At 37.2% G+C, this 26,835-nt stretch carries 25 protein-coding genes and 2 pseudogenes; 24 read left to right on the forward strand and 3 right to left on the reverse strand.

All coding sequences use genetic code 11. The features are described 5' to 3' along the window. The first annotated feature begins 275 nt into the window (after positions 1 to 275). The 5 genes from QK255_RS01420 to QK255_RS01440 are packed head-to-tail and all read left to right on the forward strand — an operon-like array spanning position 276 to position 4,501. Positions 276 to 1,415 (forward strand): 5-methyltetrahydropteroyltriglutamate--homocysteine S-methyltransferase, encoded by a 1,140-nt coding sequence (locus tag QK255_RS01420; RefSeq protein WP_002292303.1) that lies wholly within the window; start codon positions 276 to 278, stop codon positions 1,413 to 1,415. After that, positions 1,416 to 2,468: a methionine ABC transporter ATP-binding protein gene (locus QK255_RS01425; protein ID WP_002292304.1), complete on the forward strand. Its 1,053-nt coding sequence runs from the start codon at positions 1,416 to 1,418 to the stop codon at positions 2,466 to 2,468. It abuts the gene before it with no gap. Next, positions 2,465 to 3,136, forward strand: a complete 672-nt coding sequence (locus QK255_RS01430) for a methionine ABC transporter permease (protein ID WP_002292305.1) — start codon at positions 2,465 to 2,467, stop codon at positions 3,134 to 3,136. Before QK255_RS01425 ends, QK255_RS01430 begins: the two co-directional genes overlap by 4 nt. 23 nt (positions 3,137 to 3,159) lie before the next feature. Next, positions 3,160 to 4,008 carry a MetQ/NlpA family ABC transporter substrate-binding protein gene (locus QK255_RS01435; RefSeq protein ID WP_002292306.1) on the forward strand — a complete coding sequence of 283 codons (849 nt, stop codon included), beginning with the start codon at positions 3,160 to 3,162 and terminating at the stop codon, positions 4,006 to 4,008. A 19-nt stretch (positions 4,009 to 4,027) separates the two neighbouring features. Continuing rightward, complete coding sequence (locus QK255_RS01440; RefSeq protein WP_002292307.1) at positions 4,028 to 4,501, forward strand: S-ribosylhomocysteine lyase; 474 nt, start codon at positions 4,028 to 4,030, stop codon at positions 4,499 to 4,501. Positions 4,502 to 4,617: 116 nt separating this feature from the next. Here QK255_RS01440 and QK255_RS01445 read toward each other — a convergent pair whose 3' ends face one another. Next, positions 4,618 to 5,178, reverse strand: a complete 561-nt coding sequence (locus QK255_RS01445; protein ID WP_002292308.1) for a TetR/AcrR family transcriptional regulator — start codon at positions 5,176 to 5,178, stop codon at positions 4,618 to 4,620. 141 nt (positions 5,179 to 5,319) lie between these two features. Here QK255_RS01445 and QK255_RS01450 point away from each other — a divergent pair. The 13 genes and pseudogenes from QK255_RS01450 (at position 5,320) to truA (ending at position 17,609) form a co-directional block, all read left to right on the forward strand. Then, a pseudogene (locus tag QK255_RS01450) lies at positions 5,320 to 5,935 on the forward strand (GNAT family N-acetyltransferase). A 188-nt stretch (positions 5,936 to 6,123) separates the two neighbouring features. Further along, positions 6,124 to 8,004, forward strand: a complete 1,881-nt coding sequence (locus tag QK255_RS01455; RefSeq protein ID WP_002292311.1) for a heavy metal translocating P-type ATPase — start codon at positions 6,124 to 6,126, stop codon at positions 8,002 to 8,004. A gap of 78 nt (positions 8,005 to 8,082) precedes the next feature. Next, on the forward strand, positions 8,083 to 8,310 hold the full coding sequence (locus QK255_RS01460; protein ID WP_002292314.1) for a heavy-metal-associated domain-containing protein: 228 nt from the start codon (positions 8,083 to 8,085) through the stop codon (positions 8,308 to 8,310). Between the two features lie 4 nt (positions 8,311 to 8,314). After that, positions 8,315 to 8,857 carry a ferritin-like domain-containing protein gene (locus QK255_RS01465; RefSeq protein WP_002292316.1) on the forward strand — a complete coding sequence of 181 codons (543 nt, stop codon included), beginning with the start codon at positions 8,315 to 8,317 and terminating at the stop codon, positions 8,855 to 8,857. Between the two features lie 244 nt (positions 8,858 to 9,101). After that, positions 9,102 to 9,821 (forward strand): DUF4767 domain-containing protein, encoded by a 720-nt coding sequence (locus QK255_RS01470; RefSeq protein WP_025477500.1) that lies wholly within the window; start codon positions 9,102 to 9,104, stop codon positions 9,819 to 9,821. Positions 9,822 to 10,150: 329 nt separating this feature from the next. Beyond that, entirely contained in the window at positions 10,151 to 11,371 is a 1,221-nt protein-coding gene (gene sstT, locus QK255_RS01475) for a serine/threonine transporter SstT (RefSeq protein ID WP_025477501.1), read from the forward strand. A gap of 151 nt (positions 11,372 to 11,522) precedes the next feature. Beyond that, positions 11,523 to 12,158, forward strand: coding sequence for a DUF998 domain-containing protein (locus QK255_RS01480; protein WP_002292320.1), 636 nt, complete (start codon positions 11,523 to 11,525; stop codon positions 12,156 to 12,158). A gap of 219 nt (positions 12,159 to 12,377) precedes the next feature. Next, positions 12,378 to 14,018 (forward strand): BglG family transcription antiterminator, encoded by a 1,641-nt coding sequence (locus QK255_RS01485; RefSeq protein ID WP_002292321.1) that lies wholly within the window; start codon positions 12,378 to 12,380, stop codon positions 14,016 to 14,018. Further along, positions 14,015 to 14,446 (forward strand): PTS sugar transporter subunit IIA, encoded by a 432-nt coding sequence (locus tag QK255_RS01490; RefSeq protein ID WP_002292322.1) that lies wholly within the window; start codon positions 14,015 to 14,017, stop codon positions 14,444 to 14,446. Before QK255_RS01485 ends, QK255_RS01490 begins: the two co-directional genes overlap by 4 nt. 12 nt (positions 14,447 to 14,458) lie before the next feature. Beyond that, positions 14,459 to 14,740, forward strand: coding sequence for a PTS sugar transporter subunit IIB (locus tag QK255_RS01495; protein ID WP_002292323.1), 282 nt, complete (start codon positions 14,459 to 14,461; stop codon positions 14,738 to 14,740). A gap of 4 nt (positions 14,741 to 14,744) precedes the next feature. Further along, positions 14,745 to 15,995 (forward strand): PTS ascorbate transporter subunit IIC, encoded by a 1,251-nt coding sequence (ulaA, locus tag QK255_RS01500; RefSeq protein WP_002329672.1) that lies wholly within the window; start codon positions 14,745 to 14,747, stop codon positions 15,993 to 15,995. Beyond that, positions 15,996 to 16,733: a sugar isomerase domain-containing protein gene (locus QK255_RS01505; RefSeq protein WP_002292327.1), complete on the forward strand. Its 738-nt coding sequence runs from the start codon at positions 15,996 to 15,998 to the stop codon at positions 16,731 to 16,733. Between the two features lie 135 nt (positions 16,734 to 16,868). Further along, positions 16,869 to 17,609, forward strand: coding sequence for a tRNA pseudouridine(38-40) synthase TruA (gene truA / locus QK255_RS01510; RefSeq protein ID WP_002292328.1), 741 nt, complete (start codon positions 16,869 to 16,871; stop codon positions 17,607 to 17,609). A 150-nt stretch (positions 17,610 to 17,759) separates the two neighbouring features. On the opposite strand, the pseudogene QK255_RS01515 reads toward truA, so the two are convergent. Both QK255_RS01515 and QK255_RS01520 read right to left on the reverse strand, forming a co-directional pair. Continuing rightward, positions 17,760 to 18,524: pseudogene (locus QK255_RS01515) on the reverse strand (hypothetical protein); the annotation flags it as partial. An 11-nt stretch (positions 18,525 to 18,535) separates the two neighbouring features. Beyond that, positions 18,536 to 19,495, reverse strand: coding sequence for an IS30-like element IS6770 family transposase (locus tag QK255_RS01520; protein WP_002341232.1), 960 nt, complete (start codon positions 19,493 to 19,495; stop codon positions 18,536 to 18,538). 300 nt (positions 19,496 to 19,795) lie between these two features. Here QK255_RS01520 and QK255_RS01525 point away from each other — a divergent pair, with 300 nt between their 5' ends. The 6 genes from QK255_RS01525 to QK255_RS01550 all read left to right on the forward strand — a co-directional run bounded on the left by QK255_RS01525 (position 19,796) and on the right by QK255_RS01550 (position 26,826). Further along, positions 19,796 to 20,878: a putative glycosyltransferase family protein gene (locus QK255_RS01525; RefSeq protein WP_002292487.1), complete on the forward strand. Its 1,083-nt coding sequence runs from the start codon at positions 19,796 to 19,798 to the stop codon at positions 20,876 to 20,878. Between the two features lie 174 nt (positions 20,879 to 21,052). Further along, positions 21,053 to 21,856, forward strand: coding sequence for a peptide-methionine (S)-S-oxide reductase MsrA (gene msrA / locus QK255_RS01530; protein ID WP_002292488.1), 804 nt, complete (start codon positions 21,053 to 21,055; stop codon positions 21,854 to 21,856). Between the two features lie 139 nt (positions 21,857 to 21,995). Next, positions 21,996 to 22,952, forward strand: coding sequence for an aldo/keto reductase (locus QK255_RS01535; protein ID WP_002348342.1), 957 nt, complete (start codon positions 21,996 to 21,998; stop codon positions 22,950 to 22,952). A 277-nt stretch (positions 22,953 to 23,229) separates the two neighbouring features. Next, positions 23,230 to 23,928, forward strand: coding sequence for a FadR/GntR family transcriptional regulator (locus QK255_RS01540; RefSeq protein ID WP_002292490.1), 699 nt, complete (start codon positions 23,230 to 23,232; stop codon positions 23,926 to 23,928). Between the two features lie 149 nt (positions 23,929 to 24,077). Beyond that, positions 24,078 to 25,394 (forward strand): PTS sugar transporter subunit IIC, encoded by a 1,317-nt coding sequence (locus tag QK255_RS01545; RefSeq protein ID WP_002292491.1) that lies wholly within the window; start codon positions 24,078 to 24,080, stop codon positions 25,392 to 25,394. A gap of 16 nt (positions 25,395 to 25,410) precedes the next feature. After that, complete coding sequence (locus QK255_RS01550) at positions 25,411 to 26,826, forward strand: glycoside hydrolase family 1 protein (RefSeq protein ID WP_024636016.1); 1,416 nt, start codon at positions 25,411 to 25,413, stop codon at positions 26,824 to 26,826. Positions 26,827 to 26,835: the final 9 nt, after the last annotated feature.

Genomic DNA, 26,835 nt, shown 5'->3' on the forward strand with positions numbered 1-26,835 from the left:
CCGGATGGTGAAAAAGGGGATTGTAAAAATCAGTGAATATGAACTCCGAGCTTTCTGATTTGTTCACGCAACTCAGACGGTAGTGACCGATATTTCACCGGGTATCAACAGGTACCGTTGAGGTATTGTCTGTAAGGATAATATAAACGAGGGTGGTAACACGAAGCATTCGTCCCTTTATTTGTCGTAAGTTCGGCAAATAATGGGACGAATGCTTTTTTATATGCTTCTCAATAAGCAGCGCTGGATGATTTGTTTACTAGGAGGAATGCAAAATGACAACTATACGCACAACATCACCATTTCGCTTTGATATCGTAGGGAGCTTTTTACGTCCTGAACGTTTAAAACAAGCAAGAGCAGATTTTGAAAATGGAACGATCACACAAGAAGAATTACGTCATGTAGAAGATGAAGCCATCATTGAGTTGATCAACAAACAAGAGAAAGCTGGGTTAAAATCTGTAACAGATGGTGAATTTCGGCGAAGCTGGTGGCACTTGGATTTCTTCTGGGGATTAAATGGGATCATTCGCCGAAAACCAGCACACGGGTATCATTTTAATGGGATCGAGACTCGAGCAGATACCGTGCAAATCACAGGGCCAATCTCTGGAACACATCATCCATTCGTTGAGTACTTTAAATTTACGCAAAAACATACTAGCCAAGGAGTCCAAGTCAAACAAACGATTCCCGCTCCTGCGCAATTCTTAAAAGAACTCTACCGTGAAGACAATCTTTTGGATGTACGCAACTATTATGCAACGGAAGAAGAATTGATCCAAGCGATTGCTAAAGCGTACCGTGAAGTCTTATTAGAACTCTATCAAGCAGGTGCAAGAGTCATACAACTAGATGACTGTTCATGGGGGATGTTAGTAGGAAAACTACCCGAGGGATTCCAAAAAACAGGACAAGACCCTCAAGTGGTGAAGGAACAGCTGAAAGAACTTTATTTGAACGTCAATAATGCCGCTTTGGTTGATCTTCCTAAAGATTTAACGATCAATACACATGTATGTCGCGGAAACTATCATTCTCACTGGTCTGCTTCAGGTGGTTATGATGATGTCGCAGAACCGCTATTTACTTCAGAAAACGTTACTGCCTATTATTTGGAGTATGATACCGATCGTTCAGGCGGATTTGAGCCTTTAGCAAAAGTCAGTGAAGATAAGCTAGTGGTTTTAGGCTTGATCACTACGAAAACTGGAGAATTAGAGGATCGTCAACGGATCATCGATCGTATTCATGAAGCAAGTCGCTACGTTCCACTCGATCGATTAGCGTTAAGTCCGCAATGTGGATTTGCTTCGACAGAAGAAGGCAATGTATTAAGTGAAGAAGAGCAATGGGAAAAGATTGCTTTAGTAAAAAGCATCGCTGAAGAAGTTTGGGAAGGGGAGAAGTAGATGACAGAAAAAATCATTGAGTTGAAGGATGTCGTAGTCGACTTTTATCATGATCGTCAGCTGAGACGAGCACTCGATCATGTTGATTTAACAGTTTGTACAGGAGAGATCTTTGGCATCGTCGGTTATTCTGGTGCAGGTAAAAGTACGTTGGTCCGTCTGATCAATTATTTGCAGCAGCCTAGCAGCGGGGAAATCATCGTGAATGATCAAAATTTAGCTACACTAAATAATCAAGGATTACAAAAAGCTCGTCAAAAAATAGGGATGATTTTTCAACACTTTAATTTGATGAAATCTCGTACAGTGATCAACAATGTCGAATTCCCGCTTTTAAGCAAAAAAATCAGTGCGAATGAACGCAGAGAAAAAGCAATGGAATTACTGGATCTAGTAGGTCTTTCTGACTACGCAGAAGTTTATCCGGATCAGTTATCAGGCGGACAAAAACAGCGAGTGGCAATTGCCAGAGCATTGGCGAATGAACCGGATATTTTGATTAGTGATGAGTCCACAAGTGCGTTAGACCCAAAAACAACCGTCTCGATTTTAAAATTATTGCAAGAACTGAATCGTAAATTAAACTTGACGATTGTGTTGATTACGCATGAAATGCAAGTAATCCAAACGATTTGCCACAAAGTAGCGGTGATGGAAAAAGGCAAAGTCATTGAACAAGGCAGTGTGTCTGAGATCTTCACACAACCAAAGCAATCGTTGACACAGGAATTCATCGATACGGCAAGTAATGTACGTGAAGCATTAAGTAGAATTCGCTCGACATATGATGAAAGGAATAAACAGCCTCTTTATCTATTGAAATTTGTAGGAGAGACCACCAATCAAGCAGTAGTGACCGATATGGCACAACAATTTCATTTATCCGCAAGTATTTTATTTGCAAATGTGGACCAAATCAATCAATTGACCATCGGGGTATTGGTGCTAGCATTGGCAGGAGAAAAAGATCAAATCCTCAGCGGTATTGGATTTTTAGAAAAACAAGGTGTCCAAGTAACCAGAGTTTTTCAGGAACAGGAGATGGTAGCATGAGTCACTGGTTTGTGCATGTAGTAGCAATCAAACAGCAAATGATACAAGCAACACTTGAGACCATTTATATGACAGGGGTCACTTCTTTGATTGCGGGATTCTTAGGGTTAGCTACTGGTTTGTTATTAGTCGTCACACAAAATGGAGGAATCAGTCAGGACCGAATTTTTTATGTAGTCTTGGATAAAATCGTCAATCTTTTGCGTAGTGTTCCTTTTATTATTTTGTTAGCAGTAATCTCTCCGCTGACCAGTTTTTTGTTAGGTACAACGGTAGGTACAACAGCAGCATTAATTCCTTTGATTGCAGGGATTTTTCCTTTCTATGCTCGACAAATCCAAAACGCTTTACATGAAATCGACCCTGGAGTAATCGAAGCGGCTCAGGCAATGGGAACAAGTCATTTAGCCATCATTTTTCGTGTGTATCTTAGAGAAGGATTAGCTGATGTGATTCGTGTTTCTGTTTTGACGATCATCAGTTTGATTGGATTAACAACAATGGCAGGTGCTGTCGGTGGGGGCGGCTTAGGTGATATTGCTATCAATATCGGCTACGCGCGTTTTCAAAATGATGTAACCATTGTTTGTATGGTCATTTTATTAACGCTTGTTTTTTTGATCCAATTTATTGGAGATAAGTTAGCCGAACATTTTGTTCGATTTTGAGATAAGTCAGGGAGGATGAGAGAATGAAAAAGTTGCTAGGTCTTTTTATTGTCATTCTAGTTGCAGTAGGAGGTGCATTTGGCATTCACACTATTACACATGCAAAAGAAAAAGAACGTTCAACGATCATTATTGGTTCCCATGGATCAGATAAGCAAGTTTGGGAATATATCGCCAAAAGCAAAGAAGCCAAAGATTTAGGACTTAAAATAAAAGTAAAAGAAATCAGCGATGGGGTACAGCTGAACAATGCAACACAAGATGGCAGTGTCGACGTCAATGCGTTTCAATCGTATTCCTATTTTCTGGCCTATAATAAGCAGCATCCTAAGAAACAGTTAGCTGCATTAGGAACGACTTATTTAGAACCGATGGGGATTTATTCTGAAAAATACAAAAAGGTAGCAGATATTCCAAATGGTGCTACGATCGCAATAGCGAATAATCCGGCGGAAGAATCAAGAGGTTTATTATTATTGCAGGATGCAGGTTTGATCAAATTAGCTTCAGATTTTGATGCATTGAGTGGCACAGAGAAGGTCAGTGAAAATCCGAGAAATCTCCAATTTAAAACGATCGATGATATGACAGGCCCTCGTGTCTTGAAATCAGTCGACGGGGTGTTGATTTCCAATTCAGTCGCTTTGGATGGTGGATTGAATGTTTTGGAAGATTCCTTGTATCATGAAGCAGTCAATAAAGAAACAAAAAACAATATCAATATCTTAGCGACGGCTGAAGCGAACAAAAACAACGAAAAGTACAAGAAATTAGTGGAGTTATATCATGAGTCAGCTATTCAAGAATATGTAACCAATGAATTTAATGGAACAAAAGTAGAGGTCAATAGACCAATAAGCTATTTAAAATAATAAAGGAATGGTGTTAGATATGGCAAAAGTAGAAAGTTTCACACTAGATCATACAAAAGTAAAGGCGCCTTATGTACGCCTGATCACCGAAGAAACAGGACCAAAAGGCGACAAGATCACGAACTTTGATTTGCGGTTTGTTCAACCAAATAAGAGCTCGATCGAAACGGCAGGACTACACACATTTGAACATTTATTAGCTGACTTATTACGTGATCGGGTAGAAGGGATCATAGATTGTTCGCCATTTGGTTGCCGCACGGGGTTCCACTTGATTGTTTGGGGTGAGCCGACTGCTCATGAGATAGCTCGTGCATTGAAATCTTCTTTAGAGGAAATTGCTGAAAAGACAACTTGGGAAGATGTGCAAGGAGTCAGTGAAATCAGTTGCGGAAATTATCGCGATCATTCCCTTTTTTCAGCAAAAGAATGGGCAAGTAAAATAGTAAGTGAAGGAATAAGTGACAATCCTTTCGAACGTCATTTAGTATAAATTGAGAACATCATATATTTTGCTATGATCATCCTGAGGTTTTAACAGAAGTAGTCAGCTTCAAGAAATTTCGGCTTATTTCCGAAGAAGATACTTTTGTCATAGCCTTTTTCTATTCAAGGCATGATTTTCTCTATGTGATCATTCAGTTTCTGTAAGAGTTCTAATAATTCTTTTTTGGAGTACTTGTAACTGCTTTCTACCCACCGATTGAGAACGGATAGACAACCTTGGACGTGGTACGTAGTGAAGAATCTCATTTCTTCTGTAATAATCGTTTTCTTGTCTTCATATAGCCATATGTTCAGATAGTTTTCTTCAATAACTTGTTTAACTTTCTTCTGAAACAAAATATCACCATGGTTGAGGATAAACAAGCGATATAAAAAAGTATTTGCGTAAACATAGTCGATCAAGCGAGTGTATAGTTCCTCATAGCTATGGGCTGGATCATAAGAGAGAATTTCATTTAGATCTCGAAAAAAGTTGCTTTCTAATTGATCATATAGATCATAGATATCCTTATAATGTGTATAAAAAGTCGAACGATGTACATCTGCCGTTTCTGTTAGCTCGCGTATAGTGATTGCTTGAATCTTTTTATTTACTAATAATGTAGATAGTGCTTCAGCCAAAGCTTTTTCTGTTTTTTTAACGCGTCTATCTGTCTTTTTCATTTACCTATCTCCTTATCCGACATATCAAAGCAAAGCTGTCGCTTAATCGACAATCTTATAGATGATTGTTTATAGATAGTAGACACCGTGTCTATTATAATGTAAGTATAACACAATCATTGAAGTTGAGGAGGCGAAATGATGAAACTAACTTTTAAACCCTTAGAAAAGAAAGATTACAAAAAAGCGATCCATTTTGCTGTTGAAGGAATGAACTTTGAGCGATATATGGAAAATGAACTTTTGCTGAATCTTTACGGAAGACATTTTTTGTATATGGAATTGAATCGAGCTACTCAAATTCTTACTTTGTATGCAGAGAACGAGTTGGCAGGTGTTTTGTTGGCGGAGATAAAAGGAGAAAAAAAAGAAACATCGTTCTTTTGGACAGCAAATATATGTTAAGATATTCGATTTTTTACAAAATATATTTGCTAAAGAGAGTAAAGGAGCTTACGAGACAGCAAATGAACAAATGCTTGCAGCATATTTAAAGAAGCATTCGCCAGATGGAGAAATCATTTTTTTAGCTGCAAATCCTGATTTGAAAATAAAAGGCATAGGCACCAAGTTGCTAACAGAATTTGAAAAAAGAGAGAAAGGAAAAGAAATATTCCTTTTTACAGATAGCGGCTGTACGTATCAATTCTATGAACGACGTGGATTTGAAAGACTAAAGGAAAAAATTAGCAAGATAAAGATCTTAGACAAAGAGATAGATTTCCGATGTATGCTGTACAGGAAAATCATTCAATGAAAATTTTGATAGAAACGACAATAGTTGGCAAGATCACTTTAGTGAGTCTTCTTGCTAACTATTTTTTGTAGTGTATTCTACCAAAAGAAAACCACCTTTTTGACTAAACTTGATAGTGGTCAATTTTTTATGATGGATAAGTATCTATACTTAGTCTCGTAAGAACGAAAAGGAAAAGAGGGAGAAAGATGAAATTTCAAAAGTGGATCCAAGAGCATCGAAATCATATCACCGCCTTATCAGCTGTGTTGATTATTTTTGGTTTTATCGGAAAATTTACTGGATTTGTCTTGTTCTATAACATTGCTCTAGCCATAGCTTCTATTATTGCGGTCATACCTATTATGATCCATGCGTATCAGGCAGTAAAAGTCAAAGTTATCTCAATTGATTTACTCGTTACTATTGCTGTGCTTGGTGCCTTTATGATCGGAGAATACAAGGAGTCAGCTATCGTTACATTCTTGTTTTTGTTTGGTAGTTATCTGGAACAAAAAACATTGACCAAAACGCGGGAATCAATCAAGGCTTTGACCGAGATGGCCCCATTGACTGCCAGCGTTGTCCAAGAAGATGGAACGACTGAAGAAGTGGAAATCGATGACGTGGAAGAAGGTGATATCGTCTTAGTAAAAACTGGTGGAGCTATTCCTGTGGACGGACGAGTCATTGACGGAAAAGGGTATGCGGATGAAGCCGCAGTGACGGGTGAATCACGACAAGTCGTCAAAATCAGTGGAGATGACGTATTTTCTGGAACGATTTTAGCAGATGGCTACGTGACGATCGAAGCAACTAAGGTCGGAGATGATACGACCTTTGCCAAAATTATCGAATTAGTCGAAGAAGCACAAGATACCAAATCACATGCGGAAAAATTCATTGATCGTTTTTCTCAGTATTATACTCCAACCGTTTTACTTATTGCGTTGCTTGTTGGTCTGATCAGTCGTGATTTTCGTTTAGCCATCACTGTTTTGGTTCTTGGTTGTCCTGGCGCTTTAGTCATTGGTGCGCCTGTTTCGAATGTAGCAGGAATCGGTAATGGAGCGAAACGGGGCATCTTAGTCAAAGGCGGTGAAGCAATGGATACTTTTTCCAAAATCGATACTTTTGTCTTTGATAAAACCGGTACATTGACCAAAGGAACTACTGCTGTATCCACTATCAAGAACTATACAGAGGATGAAAGGGACAGCTTAGCTTTAGTGGCTCGATTAGAAACGTTATCCGATCATCCTCTGGGGCGCGCCGTGATCCATTATGCTCAGGAGAAAGACCTTGATTTTCAACAATTAGTAGTTAAAGATAATCAGACGATCAAGGGACAAGGAATCACAGCTGAGATTGATGGTCGTACAGTTTGTGCGGGCAACACCAAATTGATTGCCGCTCACAAACTTTCTCTCACACCAAAGCAAGTACAAGATTTACATCAATTACAACAAACAGGCAGCTCGGTCATTATTGTAGCAATCGATAAAAAAATTACTCAAATCATTGGTGTGTCAGATGTGATTCGACCAGAAGTCGCTGAACAATTAGCTATGTTGAAACAAGCAGGAGCAAAACATTTAGTGATGCTGACAGGTGATAATCAGATGACTGCTGATTATGTAGCTGATATGTTAGGCATTGATGAAGTCCATGCTGAATTATTACCAGATGAAAAGGTTCAATTTGTGAAAAAATACCAAGAACAAGGATTGCGCGTTGCTTTTATTGGAGATGGAATCAATGATTCTCCCTCTTTGGCTGCGGCTGATATCGGGATTGCTATGGGATCAGGAACGGATGTCGCTATCGAAACGAGTGACGTTGTCTTGATGCAATCTAGTTTTGGATCGTTGGTTCATGCTTACCGTTTGGCTAAGAAAACTGTTTTGAATACCCGTGAAAATGTAGTGATTGCCATTGGTGTCGTCTTATTTTTACTCATCGGCTTATTTGCCGGGTTTATTTACATGGCTAGTGGGATGTTCGTTCACGAAGCTAGTATCTTGATCGTTATCTTTAACGCGATGCGTTTATTGTATTTTGGACACGAAAGCAAAGAGGAAAAATCGTAAAACTTGATAAGAATCAATTTTTTTATGGAAGCTGTAATCTAGAATAAGACTATCAAGAAAAAGGAAGGAAGAACTACGATGAAAAAAATGATTATGCAATTAGATACACTAGCTTGTCCAAGCTGTATGCAAAAAATCGAACATGCGGTTTCTCAACAGCCTGGGGTAAGCAATACGAAAGTTTTGTTTAATGCGAGCAAAATCAAAGCAAGCTTTGATCCAGATGAAGTCCACCCTGAACAATTAGCTGCAGTTGTGGAAAAATTAGGTTATGAAGTCCAATCAACAAAAGTAAAAGAGGCGTAAATCAATGAATATAGTGGAAGAAAAATTTGCTCAAGAAACAAAACAAGCAGATATCGACCATCATAAACCAACTGCTGGCGCCATGGTGGGGCATGTATTAGCAAATTTTAAATTAGAAGAAATGAAATTGATCCAAGCACAATTGTATGTTTTGGGTACAACTTCGCAAGAATTAAGTACCCTTTTTTCAGAATATGCTGATCAAGAAGCGAGATGGTTCAATAAAATCTCTCATGAGTTAGTGATTGAAAATGAAATCGTTCCGTCTACTTTAGAAGAAGTCATGCGTTATGGAAAAATTTACGAACATGGTCAAAACAAATATTTACCAGCCTCAACAATGTTGGAAAACTTTGCAAAAGATTTTGATTTCCAAAATGTCTTTATCACACGGGCAATCAAGTTAGCTGAAAAAGAAGAAAAATATGGCTTGCAACAATTACTCGTTGAACTTTTAAGTTTCAATAAAGAAATCATCTACCAAGTACAAAGACTCCAAGGAAAAACTGTCCGACAAGATTTGGATGAGGAAGACGATGATGACTAAAAGTCTATGTTTCTACAAACACAAATATAAAGCGTGAGAAAAGCAGGAAAAAAACACGAAGTTTTTGTCTTAAAAATAAAATAAAAAGAAGCACCCGCTGATGTTGTCTATAAGACATCAGCGGGTGCTTCTTAGTTTTTAAATGGTTTAAAAGATGGATGAGAAAATACAAAAAATCAATAAAATCACATTGCTTATTTGATAGAATAAAGAAGTGGGGGAGTAATCGAAAGGGGTTTTTTAATTGAAAAAAAGGATTTTATTAATAATGGGTCTAGCTTTTTTGTTAGCTGGTTGTACCAACGGGAATGAACCAAGAAAAGAATCAACAAAAGAAACAGCGAAAACAACAATTGCAACTACTACAACAACTAGCACAGAGAGCAAGTCAACTGCAACAAGTACAGAAACAGCAGATACCTCTACTTCGTCAGAGTCTTCCAAAACGATTGAAACAACTCAAACATCTACTTCAAGTTCTTCTGTAGAGGCTTCATCTTCCTCTTCAGAAAGCAGCGAACAAGTCGAACAAACACTGTGGAATGCAGACAAATCCGCACACTTAGAGGCATTTATGACCACATGGGGCCAAACAATGGGACAACAATACAAAAGTTATACGAATCAAATGAGTGTGGACTTATATGGTCTTAAAGTCCCTCAAGCTATTTTGAATGGGGAGTGGAAGATGGCTATTGGTGGAGTGCCTGTTTCTGCAGAATGGTCAGAAAGCGGGACAGGTCAAGCAGATTATCAAATCACAGCCGTCTATTCCGATGCAGAGACAGAACCATATCTGAAAAAGCACATCTATCTATTCGGGTTTCAGCAAAATCAGCCAAAAGTATTGGTGACACAACAAAATCAGGGGAATCCCGATCATTATCTTTACTTCAACGAGACAGCGAATAATGAATTGAAAAATGGCTTTAATCAAATCGTTTATGGGCAAGTAAACCAGTGAGAGTGAGAGAAAGAAGAGACTCAGTGGAAAATATTAATTGATTGCTATGTCAAAGAATTAAGATGAAGGATGAAATTTCTAGTTTCGTCCTTCATCTTAGTTACGTTTTACTTGGATAACTTTAATAATAACGATAAATAGTTTTCTCTCGACTTCTTTAGAGATTGAATAAACCCTCCAATACTAACATTGAATGTTGCAAGAGCATGAATTGCCAATTGTATTATTAGAATTTTTAGAAAATTGCACCTTTAGTTTCTTTAGATAAAATGATACAATGATTGGTAAAATTGTGAAAGGGTGGTCATTTGTTAGAGAAGTTTTTGGATATGTCGTTAGTTCAACGTATTGTTGTTGGTATTTTAGTCGGAATATTGTTTGGTATCTTTTTCCCCACGTGGACATTTATTTCAATATTGGGGACGTTGTTTGTCAGTTGCTTGAAAGCAATTGCGCCTCTTCTAGTTTTTTTCTTGACGATGGCTTCAATTGCCAAACATAAAATAGGAAATAAGACATTTGTGAAGCCTATTTTAGTCTTATATTTAGTAGGAACATTGCTTTCGGCACTTGTAGCAGTGATTATAAGTTCAATTTTTACTGTTCCTATTACTTTACAAGAAACAGTGTCTGAACAAGCACCGCAAAATTTGGAAAGTGTTTTATCTACGATGTTGACAAATGTCACACAAAATCCTGTTCAATCGCTCATTGATGCGAATTATCTTGGTGTCTTATTCTGGGCTGTGTTGTTAGGTCTAGCTTTTCGAGCACGTTCAGAATCGACAAAAGAATTGGTGGATCAAATATCTGTAGCATTATCACAAGTTGTACAAGTGATTATTGCATTCGCTCCGATAGGGATTTTAGGATTGGTTTATCAATCGATTGCCACGACTGGAATCGCTGGATTGGCAGAGTATCTGCAGCTTTTACTTGTGTTGATCGGCACGATGCTGTTTGTCGCATTAGTTGTGTACCCGTTCCTCACGTTTTTGTTTATTAAAGAAAACCCCTATCCATTGATTCTCTTTTGTTTGAAAGAAAGTGCGCTTCCCGCTTTCTTTACCCGAAGTTCTGCCGCAAATATCCCGATAAACATGATGCTGGCTGAAAAATTGAAATTGACGAAAGAGTCTTATTCCATATCGATCCCATTAGGTGCTACGATCAATATGGGCGGTGCTGCGATTACCATTTCCGTGATGTCATTGACGGCTGTACATTCCTTAGGGATTGAAGCACCATTTGTTTTGAAAGTCCTTTTATGTATTTTGTCTGCTTTAGCTGCTTGTGGGGCTTCAGGTGTTGCGGGCGGTTCACTGTTATTGATTCCATTAGCATGTAGTTTGTTTGGTATCTCTAATGATGTCGCGATGCAAATCGTCGGTATCGGATTTATTATCGGTGTTATCCAAGATTCAATGGAAACTGCCTTAAATTCGTCAAGTGATCTGTTGTTTACTGCAATAGGAGAATTAGGCGCGCGTAAAAGAAGTGGAGAAAAAATAAAATTGAAAGACCGATTAGACGGATTAAATGAACATTGAACATTAGATATTTAGGGGATGAACCTTAAGACGATTCAAATTTTTAATGAGTTATATAGATGTACGTGTAAAAAGAGGTTCCTGTTAAATCGAGATAAAGTCGTTTATAATAACAATTAAAAGCATAGGTAATGGTTATTGGAGGCGCATCATGGATTTTTTACGTAAATTTGGTTTCTTCTTTTTATTATTAGGCGTGTTGAGTGATTTTTTGACTCCGTACGTATTAGGATTGTATTATCCTGAATTAGATCAAATGAAGAGTGTGATCAGTGTATTTGGAGAGATTTCCAGTCCTGTAAGAAAGGCATTTCTTATTTGGTCAGTGGTTTCAGGGATTTTTTTCATCCTGTCATTGCCTGCATTATATGCTGCATTTGCAAGTACATCTCGCGTGTTAGCTACCCTGGTTACAGCATCTATCGGTTTTTATGGTATAGGTGATTGTATCTTCACAGGTTTGTTCAGTATCAATACCCATGAGTCTTCGTGGAATGTCTCGACATGGGTCCATAATATCGGATCAGGTTTAGGTTACAGTGGTTTTTTATTGTTTCCAGTTCTTCTTTTCTTGATCTATCGAAAAAATGGGCAAATGGACGTAAGCCACTTATACCTTGGACTGTCTGTAATCAGTTTGCTTTTTGCGGCGATTTATGGTCTGGCAAGAATTCCTTCTATAAATTCTTGGCCATTACTGAATAAAATAGGATTTTGCCAAAGAATCAGTTTTTTCTTTAATTATGTGCCCATTGCCTGGTTGAGTATCTTGCATCTCAAACAGTAAAACTTGAGCCGTCAAATTGAACAGTCAGCGGACATTTCGTCCGTTGGCTGTTTTTTTGTTTTTCTGAAATATAGTTCCATAATTTTCTTGTAGAGCTTCTGTTTTAGCGTATATTAACTGAGAAAGAGTAGTGTATGATTTCTCAGGTTATTTTAATCTTTTATTTGGTCTAGTTCTCCTTATAAAAAAAAATTATAGTGAATATAGAAGGTGATGGAAATGAGTGTAATACAATATCAAGAAAGCAAACTACGAAGAGTAGCGATCCTGAACAGACTGTCCAATTTCGAGCATGTAAGTTACCAGCAACTTTCTGAAGAATATTATGTTTCCAGAAGCAGTATCGCAAATGATATTTCTTACATCAAATATGTATTTGCGAAAGAAGGATTGAATCTCAGTTTTGATCGTTTCGGGACATATTTTGAAGGAAATGAAATACAGGTTCAGAAGGTACTGAAGCGTATGATCCTGAATCATTTTGATGAATTGGAGATCGTAAGAGAAATAGTGGATCGAAAGCTTCTAGCAATAGTTGAACGATCTTTTCGCGAGAGTATTGCAGACAAGCAAATTGAGATACCAGAAAGCTACTTTTCAAGTATCATTGTTTCGATCTTATTGATGATCCAGCGTTCAAGAGAAGGGAAGAAAATCAGTTTAAAAGGTAAAAATCAATATGGAAAGTATTTTTTAGAATTCAATAAATATCCTCTCGTTTGTGAATTGCTGCATCAGTTAGAGGAACAGCGTATTTACCAATTTTCGCAAGAAGAAGTACAGTATTTGACTTATGTTATTGTGGGAAGTGGTTTACGCTTTTTCATGAAAAATGAAACGATTCCTTTGGTATTTCGAGAAAAAATCCGGCAATTGATCCAAAAAGTGAGTAGAGGCATTCAGATAGATCTTACCCAAGATAGTCGTTTAGAAGAAGATCTACTTGTCCATCTGTATCAGCTGCTTTTACGTATTGAGGCTCAAACGACCATCGTAAATCCTTTGATAGATGAGATAAAACAAAATTATCCTTCTTTGTATGGTGTTGTCTGGTTTGCGTTAAATGATTTTCGCTGGCCTTATCAAGTAAGCTTGTCCGAAGATGAAGTAGGTTTTGTAGCTATCCATTTCCAAGCAGCAATCGAGCGTGTCAAACGATTAAATAGACTCTTATTCGTATGTCCCAATGGCATGGGAATTAGTTCATTTGTTTCTGCAAAAATCAGAAGAATCTTACCTGATATCGATAGTATCGAAACAGCATCTGTCGATAAATTGAACAGACTAGATTTGTTTGACGTAGATTTGATTATCTCCACTGTCGATATACCTAAGCAAATTAGACCAGTAGTAAGAATCTCGCCAATGGTTACTGCTAGAGATATGAAACGTATCATGAATCATTATATCGATCTGGTCATAGATAACGAACAAATAAACGTCGAAGGCTCGATAGCTGAAAAAGTGAAACATCTTATTTCCTCTAATGTCTATTTTGATCACTTGGATTCAAAAGAAGCTGCTATCCGTTTTTTGGTTGATCAGCAACAGTTTGAGAATGAAGATTCGAAACAGCGATTTCTCCACTCTATTTTTGAGCGTGAGGAAATCCAATCAACATACTTGGAGAATGGTTTTGCTATTCCTCATGGCAATCCTAATGTCGTTAAACAAACTTCGGTTGCTGTATTGATAGCAGACAAGCCATTTTCATGGGGATATCAAAAGGCAGATATCGTTGTTCTGCTAATGATCCGAGAAGAAGATGTGAAAGAAGTCGAACCTGTGATGAAAATGGTCATGCAAGGAATAGAGGATAAAAATTGGTTTATTTCAAAAATGTTGGAGGTCAGAGAATGAGTACTATCAATAAATTGCTGCCGAAAAATCAAATCCAAGTAATAGAAACGGCTGAAAATTGGATGAAAGCAGTCGAAATTGCTAGCAATCCATTATTAAAAAACAAAATGATAACGCATACGTATTTAGAAAACATGATCAGAAGTGTAGAGGAAAATGGACCATATATGGTGTTGGCTGATTATTTTGCGCTGATGCACGCAAAACCAGGTCTTGGAGTAAACGAGCAAAGTATGAGTCTTTTAGTCGTAAAAGATGCTGTAGATATGAAAGGGAAACCAATCCATATTTTTTTGGTTTTAGCTGCCAAAAACCACGAAAGCCATCTGGAGAGATTAAAAGATATCATGGAAATATTTATGGACAATGAAAAATATCAAACGATTTTATCAGGAAATAAAGAAACAATCATTCAGTTATTTGCATAAGGAGGAAGAAAAATGAAAATTTTAGCAGTATGTGGATTTGGTGTGGGGAGTTCTATGGTTTTGAAAATGTCTCTTGATAAAGTAATTAAGGAGCTTGGTTTAAAGGCGACAGTGGAAAATACAGATTTATCCACTGCCAAAGCAACGATGGCAGATGTTTATTTTACAAGTCATGAATTACTTCCAGAACTAAAAGCTTCTGTAAAAGCGCCTGTTTATCCTATTAAAAAGTATATGGATACTTCAGAAATAAAGGCGCAATTGGAACAATATCTAGCTGATAAGGGGGAATAAAAGAATGAATTTCATTAGTGAACACATCTTGAAGAATCCGCCCGTCTTGTTAGGTTTGATTGCGATGCTCGGGCTGATCATCCAGCGAAAATCATTTTCAGAAACGGTTAAGGGAGCTTTGACTGCTGCATTTGGTATGGTTGCTTTGACCGCCGGAGTCAATATGCTGGTCGGAACGATTTCTCCAATCAATATAGCTGTCCAAACACAGTTGGGTGTAGAAGTGACAGAAGGACTATCTGATGTGACGTTTACTGCAGAATATGGCGGAACGGTCGGATTAGCTATGTTTTTAGGATTAGTTATCCATTTATTGATTGCTCGGTTTACACCTGTGAAGACGATTTTTTTAACAGGTCATATGCTTTGGTGGTTTCCTTTCGTATTTGTAGCAGCTGGTGTGGAAGCAGGACTGTCAGGGGGAGCATTGATTGGGATCAGCGGGATTTTATCGGCTTGTTATTGGTCTTTCATGCCGTGGATCATGCGCAAATATGTCTGGGATGCTACGGGAGATGATTCTTTCCTGATTGGTCATCCAACGGGTGTTTTGTCTTTAGTTTCAGGATTTGTAGCAAAACGAGTAGGAAATAAAGAAAAATCGACAGAAGATATCAAAGTACCTGAGAATCTTTCATTTTTCCGAGAAATCTCAATTACAGGTGCACTAGTCATGTTCTTGATGAATACCGTAGTTGGGATCATCGCACCTGTTTTGATACCAGAAGGGGATAATCTCCTGATGTTTTCGATTGAAGCAGGGTTGAATTTTGGTGCAGGACTACTCATTATGCTATATGGTGTCCGACTACTGATCAATCAAATCATTCCAGCGTTTCAAGGGATTGCAGAAAAAGTCGTACCGGGAGCGAAACCAGCATTTGATGTGCCTATTTTATTCAATTATCGACCAAATGCAGTGATTATCGGTTTTATCGTGGCAATGATCACTTCTACGATTTTAGTTGTTTTGGCGAATTCATTCCATCTATTCGGCGTGTTGCTTGTGCCATTAGTAATCACAAGTTTCTTTGAATGTGGTGGTGCAGCAGTCATCGGTGAAGGTCAAGGTGGCTTTCGTGGAGCGGTTGTCGGAACAATCGCAGCTTCATTTGTCATGGTCGTATTAGCTGGTTTTTCAGCTATTGTTTTTAGTACGACGATCCAAAGCTGGATATTGATTTTCGGCGGAAACGATTTGTCGTTATGGGGAATGATCGGTAGAGGATTCAGCGGTTTGTTTGGAGGGTTCTAGATGTTCAAATATATGGATAAAATCAAACAGTTATTAGATTTGGTTGAAAAGGAAGAAAAAAAGTCAATCAAAGAAGCAATCGATGTATTGACCCAAGCGAATCTGCAAAAACGTTCGGTCTATATTTTTGGTGCTAGTCATGCTGGTATCTTAGCAGAAGAGATGTATTATCGGGCTGGTGGGATGATGACCATCAATGCTATCTTTGGACGAGAAGTGATGCTAGATCGTTCCCCTATCACCTTTACCAGTCAAATGGAACGTTTAGAAGGATATGGAACGAATTTAGCAAAAACAGTTTCATTTAAAGATCAAGATGTATTGATCCTTCACTCGGTATCGGGAAGAAATCCAATCATTATTGATTTAGCGTTAGCTGCAAAAGCGAAGGGCGTAAAAATCATTAGTTTGACGAATGTCCAATATTCACGATCGGTGACTAGTCGTCATTCATCAGGGAAACGATTGTTTGAGGTTTCTGATATAGTTATTGATAACCATGGGGAGATAGGAGATGCTTGCTGTGAGCTGACAGGTATCGTACAAAAAGCTGGTCCTTCCTCTACTGTAATCGGTGCAGCCATCCTCAATACGATCATCGTGGAAGTTTGCGAACAGCTTATTGCAAATGGGATAAAACATCCTCCTATATTTTATTCGGCGAATTTAGATGGGGGCGATCTGCGAAACGCGGAATTATATGAGGAATATAAAGAAGTGATTCATTATGAATTATAAATAATACAATTGTTCATAAACAATTATTTAAAGCTACTTGGTTTCTCTCACAGAGAAGCAAGTAGCTTTAATTTGTGCTACAATCTTAAAAAGGTAGAGAGAAGACCAAATGGAATATAGAGGAGCCACAAAAATATGAGAAACATCAAGTTGACGATCGAATATGACGGAAAAAGATATTCAGGCTGGCAAAGACTTGGAGATGACGATAAAACCATCCAAGGGAAAATCGAAAAAGTGTTGCATCAGATGACAAATGAAGAGATAGAAATTATTGGATCAGGAAGAACAGACGCCGGCACGCATGCGCGAGGACAAGTGGCAAATTTCAAAACAAACTCAGAAATTGGACTGGCAGAAATGATCGACTTTATGAATCGCTATCTTCCGCGAGATATTGTCATCAAAAGAATCGAAGAGATGCCTGAGCGCTTCCATGCAAGATATAATGCGGTGGGCAAAAAATACAGCTATTATGTTTGGAACAACGTGATTCCTTCAGCATTTGAACGAAATCACAGCTTTTATTTTCCTCAAGAGTTGGATATGGATAAGCTGAATGCAGCTTGCGAAAAATTGATGGGTACACATGATTTCATTGGTTTTTCTGCATTGAAAAAATCAAAAAAATCTACGGTACGTACGATTGATGAATTATCTATCGAACGTAAGGGAGAAATGCTTCATTTTACTTTTGTCGGAGACGGATTTCTATATAAAATGGTGCGAATCATCATGGGAACATTACTAGAAATCGGTACAAGTGCCATGCCGATAGAAACAATCGATGAAATATTCGAAAGCAAAGTGCGGCAACATGCAGGAGAAACCGTCCCTGCACAAGGTCTGTTTTTGGATGAAGTTTATTATCGATAAAAATACTTTGATAATGGATGAAACACATGTTTCATAATATAAATATCGATGTTAAATAATGTATGAAGCAAATTAAAGAAATAGAAAATATAAAAAAGACTTTTTAGCCTGTTTATGTGTGCAGCTAAAAAGTCTTTCTTAAATAAAAATCTAGTGAGAATGTTGTACTTCTCTTCTTGGTTGTTTTTGTTTAGAAAAAGTAAATCGATAAAGTAAAAATAAAATCAAAGTAACGATAGATAAATATCTTGAAGCAATTGCTAGTTTTGTGTACTGATAAGTAATAACGACTTTATTTATACCTGGAGGAATAGTTAATTCAGTTGTGCCAAACTTAGATAATTTTGTTTGCACTAGTTTGCCATTAATAGAAGCCACTTGCCCTTTATAACGATAAATAGGTGTCGTCAAGACAGTATTTTTATTATTCGAATTATCTAATTCAATTGTAAGTTTGTTACTCATAAAATGAGTTATTGGATTTATTTCCTGGTTACCTAGTAAATATTGATCATTATTAATCATATCAGGATGATAGATTGACTCTTTGTTTGCATAATCAGTATGATTGTAATTTTCAGCTATAGCAATAGCATCTTTAGGTGCTATAAGTGTTAGTGACTCTTTGTTAGCATGGATAGAATTGCTTACTCCTGAGAGATGCAATATTAGTGCAAGAAACGTAAAGACCATTATTTTCCATGAATTATTTTTAGTAGAAAAAACATAATAGATCACTATACTCATCGTATAGGCTATAAATAAAGAAGAAAAACCATTTAATCGCCAGACAAATTGTAGACTCTTAACTGGTGTGTGGCTAAAAAGTTTCCAAGGAAATAAATTGGTTGAACAAAAAAGGACAAATACACCAAGAAAGAAAATAAACAAATCATCAGCAGATAATTTTTTTATAATATGATTTGTCAAATTAAGCTAGAATAAAATGCTTCTTGTACATAGCTCAAAAATATTTCGATTGGTGTTCTGTAATTCAATGATTTTCTTGGAATATGATTACGTTGATTGCTGACACTGGAAATAAATGTCTGATTCACTTCTCTAAAATCCATTGATTTCGGCAGTCCATTACGACGCAGAATCCCGTTAGAATTCTCGTTTAATGGGCGTTGAGAAGGTGTTCCAGGGTCCGCAAAATATATATCAATATCATGTTGGTTACTAATGGCTTTCCAGTTAGAAAATTCTTTTCCACAGTCAAACGTAATAGATTTAAAGAAGTTTTTAGGGAAGCGAGAAAACCATTGATTAAGGGCAGTTTCAATATCTAATGCCTTACGGCCGTTGGGTTTAATCGTGATAATGACTTTAGATAATCTTTCAACTAAAGTAATGACGGCACTTTTATGATGAATGCCAACGATCGTATCACCTTCAAGGTGACCAAACTCAGAATTGAAATCAGGATAATTATCAGGTCGATCATGGATTGAGCGCTGATACTGTTGTTTTCCCCGTTTTTCCTGATGGCCATTGGGTTTTCTTTTACCTTTCATCGGTAGTGTGTCAATATCAAATATTCCTTTAGAAAATAAACGATAAAGTGTTCTCATACCGCATGAAACAGGCCTTTCTTTTCGCCCGATAATGACGTCAGGCGTCCAACCAAGAGTGACTTTCTCTTTAATGTAATCTACTTCATGAGCAGGTAATTGAATGACTTTTCTACCACATTTTTTCTTATTTTCTTTATACTGGTGCCAATAATCAAGAGCAGTCTTGCCTTGCTTGAACTTATTGACTACACTATAAATAGTTTGTATAGCACGTCCCATTCGGTTAGCGATTTCAACCGGCTTATTATGTTGAAGATAATATGATTCTATCATTGTCAGTTCGTCTATGGTAAGATGTTTGTAGGTCATTTATGGTTACACTCCTTTGTTTTCTTTCGTCGGAAATACAATTTGAGTGTACCATAAATGCCTTTTTATTTTTCTAACTTAATTTTACAATTCGCGAAACAAAAAAAAGCAGCTTTTTTATTTAGTTGTCTCTATATTTTCTCTGCTTATCGGACAGTAGACATCTATTATCGTTCCGCAATTGCCGAAGCTATTGCAATAACACTTGTTATCCCTGTATTATTTTAGGCTTATCAAATTATCTCTGGAAAAGAAGAAAAGTATCCGTCTGTAAAGCTAGCATTGAGTATGAGTTTGCTAGTGTACAGCCATGTACTATCAACATTAATGAGTACAGCATTAATTATCATTTTTATTTTTATTCGTTTGGTTTCTAAAGGTTTCAAGAATGCAGATTTTATTGCTATATTTAAAAAATTATTTAGTGCGGCAGGAATGACATTGGTTCTGACGAGTGCTTTTTGGTATCCGATGTTGGAACAAATGCTCTACCAAAAAATCAACAAACCTAGCGTGACAAATTTATATGCTCATGCATCTAATGTGTTCGATAGTCTGACTGAAGCTATGAACAACGACTTAACTACTTACTCAATGGGACTAGTTGGTCTGTTATCTTTATGTATTCCCCTGATTTTATTTAAAAAATTAACAAACGTAGAAAAAAAGATTTATTATGGTACGTGTTTGACTTGGCTAGCTACAACTAGTTTGGTGCCATGGTATCTTCTGCAAAATACGCCAGCCAAATTGTTACAATTCCCTTGGCGGATCTTAAGCTTGCAAATAATATTCTCTTCTCTGATATTAACGATGATATTTTTCAAAAATAGAAGATACAATAAGACAAGAGAACTATTTTATTTATTTATGACTGTTTTGTTATTAATCACTTTAACTGTTTCTAGTAAAAAAAATTTCAATCAAAAAATAATTTCTCAGCCGGGACATATTGTTGTAAACAAAGAAACAGTAGAGGCGTATACCACTAAAGGAATGGATTATTTTTTATATGATTATTCTCCTATCGCTTCATTGGAGAATAAGGAGCATATAATAAAACACGAAGCAAAGATCGACAGTCAATGGGTAAACCTTCCTTATAAAACAACTGGTAGTTCTATCATATATAGAGTAACTAATGAGAAGAGCCAAGTAATCACACTCCCTGTATATGCTTATTTAGGAACGAACGTAGAAATAAATCATCAACCTGTAAAGGAGCAGGTGAATGCTAATGGATTGGTACAAATAAGCGGAGTCAAAGGAGTTGCTGATATTAAAGTAAGCACAAATTATACAGTAACGACTATTATTTCTTATCTTGTTACATTAACTGCATATTTATGTTTATTTTTAAAAATAATTTTTCATAAAAGGTAAATTAACTTTTCAGTTATAAAATAAATTGATTAAAAAGGAGAATCTGTCGATAAGGATTCTCTCTTTTTTTATACGCAAAATCTGTAAGGAATGAAGTAATCGCTTATTTCCTCACTTTATGATAAATTACAGCTAAAGTCACTAGCTTGTCTTCTTCGGAAAGGAGGAGAGTCTATGGATAAGGAACAAGTATTCATTCAAACACTTTATAATCTGATTTTAAATCCGAATACACGAGATTGGGAACGAAAAGTATTGATCCAGACAAAGAATGACATAAGAGAGAATACATCCGCTAAAGAACAGTTATCAAAACTAGAAGCAACACTACGTCCATTAGCTATCCGAATGAATTTAACGCCTGACGTAATGGATTTTTATTTATTGCTTACAGAAGGATTTGACACGCAGCAAAAATATGACTTTTCCAAGCATGCTATGCAAGATGCTGACTATCAAGAACGTGCAGTATTTGCAGGGGGATGTTTCTGGTGCATGGTCGAGCCGTTTGAATCGAAAAAAGGGATCCTATCCGTTTTGTCAGGATACACGGGCGGACATGTTGAAAAACCAAATTATGATCAAGTAAGTGGTGGTTACACAGGCCATGTGGAAGCTGTGGAGATCATTTATGATACGAGAGAGATAAGTTATAGCGATTTGTTGACAATCTATTGGCAAATAACTGATCCCACAGATGCCTTTGGACAATTTCAAGATAGAGGGAAGCAGTACCGTCCGGTGATTTTTTATCAAGACGAACGTCAGAAAAAATTAGCGGAGCAATCGAAACAGGAACTAGTCAGTTCAGGAACGTTCCGCCAACCAATCGTCACAAAAATTGAACCAGCTGGTACGTTTTGGCCAGCAGAAAATTATCATCAGCAATTTTACAAAAAACAACCGAAACGCTATAAAAAAATTCAGCAAGCACGTAAACAATTTCTGATCTATCAACGAATAAAAAACAAATGGTAAAAAAATACAAGAAAAAATCATTTTGACTAACTCCTTTTCTTTAAAATGTAGTAAACTAAAACCAGAACGAAAGAAAGCGTTTTAAAAATGGTAAGGAGGAGAAAACTTGTATATTGCAGATAGTGCACGTTATGAAAAAATGGAATATCGTAAATCCGGTCATTCAGGTTTGAAATTACCGATTTTATCTCTCGGATTATGGCAAAATTTTGGTGATTATGATCCTATCCATAACCAAAGAGAGATTTTAAGAGGTGCATTCGACATGGGAATTACCCATTTCGACCTTGCGAATAATTATGGAGGCCCTGCTGGAGCTGCAGAGAAAAACTTCGGGCGTATTTTTAGAGAAGATTTTCAAGCCTACCGTGATGAACTGATTATTTCTAGCAAAGCAGGTTATCATATGTGGGAAGGTCCATACGGAGAATGGGGCTCTCGTAAATCTATCATTTCAAGTTGTGATCAGAGTCTCCAAAGAATGGGGCTAGATTATGTCGACATCTTCTATCATCATCGTCCAGACCCTGATACACCTTTGGAAGAAACAGCAGAAGCATTGATGCAACTTGTAAGACAAGGAAAAGCATTATATATTGGTATATCCAACTATAATGGAGAAGATACCAAAAAAATGACTGAAATTTTAAAAAGAAAAGAAGCACCGTTCATTATTCATCAGATGCGCTACAATATGTTTTCTCGTGAACTACTAGAAGACGACTTATCTCCAGTATTAGAAGAAGAAGGTCTAGGAGCAATCACGTTCAGCCCGCTTGCCCAAGGTTTGCTGACAAATCGTTATCTGCATGGGATTCCTGAAGATTCTAGAGCACATCGTAAGGAAATACCATTCCTTTCAGAAGAACAAGTTGGATCAACTCTGGAAAAAATCAAAGCACTGCAGACAATCGCCGTATCACGAGGGCAATCATTAGCGCAAATGGCCCTTGCATGGAATTTGCGACAAAAATCTGTTACGAGTGTACTGGTTGGAGCAAGTCGGTTAAGTCAGTTACAAGAAAGTGTTCGAATGATGGATAATTTAGATTTCTCACCAGAAGAAGAATTGAAGATCGACCAAATTCTAGAATAGAAACGATGTAATCAAACTTTTTATCCATCTATCAAAAAATGTCATCAAGAATCGAATGAAGCTCATCTATTATTGAACATCATACGTTTTGTCGTTCAAAATAAAAATGATCGAAGGCTAGGAGTGAATTTTATCCTAGTCTTTTTTTATGGTAAATAGCTTCGTTTGTATATCCATGAACGGATGAATCATCTTTTTATACAAAAAATCATCAGATGATTCAAACGTGTTATAATAATTACGAAAAAATACATCAGATGAAAAGGAGGTATGTGGTTTGGAAGAAAATAAAACCCTAGTAGAAGTAACCACGGACAAGATCCTTAGATATTTAAAGGAAAAGCAGTTGCAAGTAGGAAATAAATTGCCGAATGAATATGAGTTGTCCGATTATTTAGAGGTGGGACGCAGCACGGTGCGAGAAGCTGTCCGAGCGCTTGCTTCTAGGAATATTCTTGAAGTTCGGCAAGGGGCGGGGACATTTGTCAGTGATAAGCGAGGGATTGCTAATGATCCACTCGGTTTTTCTTTGATTGAAGATCAGGACCGGATGATACGAGACTTGTTTGAGCTGAGATATTTACTGGAGCCAAAGATGGCAGGGTTAGCGGCGGAATATGCAACGAAAAATCAAATCAGCCGAATGAAAAGCTTAACGCAAAAGATTGAAACGTCTTTTCGAGAAGGTACACAAGATCATGTTCAATTAGACATCGATTTTCATACGACGATTGCAGAAGCTAGCGGAAACGTAGCGTTACTGCATATCATTCCGATCATTAATGAATCGATTGCTTTATTTAACAAAAATTATGATATCCAGCATTTGAAAATCGAGACGATCGATATCCACACAGAAATCGTTCAGGCTATCGAGAGGCGGAATGTACTTGCGGCATTTGATGCGATGACTGTCCATATGGCAACAAATCGGAGAGAATTACAGAAAATAATTGGGAAGAAAGAAACTAATTGACAGTTCATCTGATGTATTTTATGATAAATACATCAGATGAATTTTTGTTTTATATTTGGTAAAACGGACAAGCAAATAGTTTTTATTCACCGAAATGTAAGCGCTGACTAACAGGCAAAAAGAGATGACGGCAAGGAGAAGAAGCAGGAATGAGGGGATCTGGAATGAGTTTTATGGATAAATTAGCCAATGTTTTAGGGAACGTGGCAACGAGAATCAATAATTTAAGGTATATCATGGTGATAAAAAACGCATTTGCTGCATTGATTCCGGTAATTATTACGGGTGCTTTTGGCACGTTGTTTTCAGCAATGGTCTTTGATTCGGAAAATGGGTTAGCACAGATAAGTTTTTTGCGTTTTTTAGAAGAATTAAAACCTATCGCATCTGCCATCAGCTATGTCACACTAAGTTTCTTGACCATCTATGCTGTTTTTCTGATAGGGATCGAATTAGCAAAGCTGAATAAAGTGGATGGTGTATTCCCTGGTATTATCGCAGTGATGTCTTATTTATCTGTTAATCCAACTGTTTATGAATTAGTGAATGAAAATCAGACTGTTATAGTAGAAAACGTATTGGCTAAACAATATACAGATACGAAAGGGTTATTTTTGGGAATGTTGGTCTCCATCCTTTCCATTGAACTTTATTGCTGGTTGAGGAAACAGAAGAAACTACAGCTGAGAATGCCGGATACCGTGCCAACGAATGTTTCTGCCAGTTTTTCTGCGTTATTTCCCACGATTCTGACAGTATCAGGTATCGCGGCTGCGGGATTTATCATCAAAGAACTTACAGGGATGTACCTTTATGATATCATTTACAATGTCGTACAACGCCCATTAGAAGGTGTCGTTCAAGGGCTACCAGGTATTTTGTTATTGATGTTCATTGCGCAAGTCTTTTGGGTGATTGGTATCCATGGAAATCAAATGGTGAAGCCAATTCGAGAACCGTTGCTTTTAGCGGCAATTGCTGTAAATACGGAAGCTTTTGAAGCTGGAAAAGAAGTACCAAACATTATCACTATGCCATTTTGGGATATGTATATGAGTATGGGCGGGTCTGGGGTCACGATAGGTCTACTGATAGCAGTATTGCTAGTGGGAAAGCGAGAAGATATGAAACAAATCACCAAGTTATCTCTTGCTCCTGGGATCTTCAACATCAATGAACCAGTTATTTTTGGTATGCCGATCATGCTGAATCCTATTTTAGCTATCCCGTTTATCTTAACGCCGCTTGTTACAGGAACGATCGGTTATTTTGCAACCGCTTTAGGATTTGCGGCAAAAGCAGTTGTAATGGTTCCTTGGCCGATGCCGCCGATCGTCAATGCTTATCTGGCCACAGCAGGAAATATCGGTGCAGTTATTACGCAACTTGTTTGTATTGTTGTTTCTATTTTGATCTATCTGCCATTCGTAAAAGTAGCAAATCGTGTGGAAAATGATGTGATCTAAAAAACAGGAGGAAATCATGAAAATTACTATTCCAGAAAATTTTATTCTTGGTGCAGCATCTTCTGCTTGGCAAACGGAAGGTTGGAAAGGAAAAAAAGAAGGACAGGATTCGTTTATAGATAGCTGGTATAAAAATGAACATTTTGTTTGGCATAATGGGTATGGTCCAGCCGTAGCAACTAATTTTATGGAGCAGTACCAACAGGATGTAGATTTGATGAAATCCATCCATCTGACACATTATCGGACTTCTATCAATTGGGCTCGTTTTTTCACTGATTACGAGAATTGTATAGTAGATGAAGAATATGCTCAGCATATAAGTGAAATGATCGACTCTTTGATCGAAGCAGACGTAGAACCGATGATTTGTTTAGAACACTACGAAGTCCCTGCTTTTCTTTTGGAAAAATATGATGGCTGGTCTTCAAGAAAAGTGGTTGATTTTTATGCTAAGTACGCAAAGATTGCTTTTGATCGTTACGGTGACAGGGTAAAAAACTGGTTTACATTCAACGAACCAATCGTTCCCCAAACGCGTTGCTATTTGGATGCTGTTCGCTGGCCGCATGAACAAAACACAAAAAAATGGATGATGTGGAATTATCACAAAGTATTAGCAACGGCTAAAGCTGTAGAAATTTACCATAGTGGCAATTATGGCGGAAGGATTGGCTGTATTTTAAATCCTGAGATGGTCTATGCTCGTTCCAGTTCTCCAGAAGACCAAAAAGCTGCTTATATGTATGATCTGTTTTATAATCGAGTATTTTTTGATCCGATGGTAAAAGGGTACTACACAGAAGAGTTCCTAGAGTTGTGTCGAAAACAATCGATTTATTTCGATCCTGCAACAGAGGATTTAGAAACGATTCAGCATCATACAGTAGATTTCCTTGGGATCAATCAATATTACCCTAAACGCGTTCGTGCTCCTCGTTACCAATGGAATGAAGAGACACCTTTCCATCCAGAACGATATTATGAAGTCTTTGATTTACCTGGAAAGAAAATGAACAATTCTAGAGGGTGGGAGATCTATCCAAAAATCATGTACGATATAGCCATGTATCTAAAAGAAAATTATCATAATATCCCTTGGCTGATAACAGAAAATGGTATGGGAAGAGAACATGAAGAACAGTACATGGATGAGAAAGGGATCGTGCAAGATGACTATCGTATCGAATTTATCGGACAGCATTTGCGTTATTTGATCAAAGCAGCAGAAGAAGGTGCAAATTGCGAAGGTTATATGCTATGGGCATTCACTGACTGTGTTTCACCAATGAATGCATTTAAGAATCGATATGGATTAGTTCGAATCGAATTGAACGATGAACGGAGCAGAATATTGAAAAAGTCTGCTTCATGGTATCAGTCTCTGATTGATAAGAGAGAATTAAACTTGCCTAATGAATCCTATAAATAACTAGAAGTT

This window comes from Enterococcus sp. ZQ21 (assembly GCF_030053755.1).
Lineage (GTDB): Bacteria > Bacillota > Bacilli > Lactobacillales > Enterococcaceae > Enterococcus_B > Enterococcus_B lactis.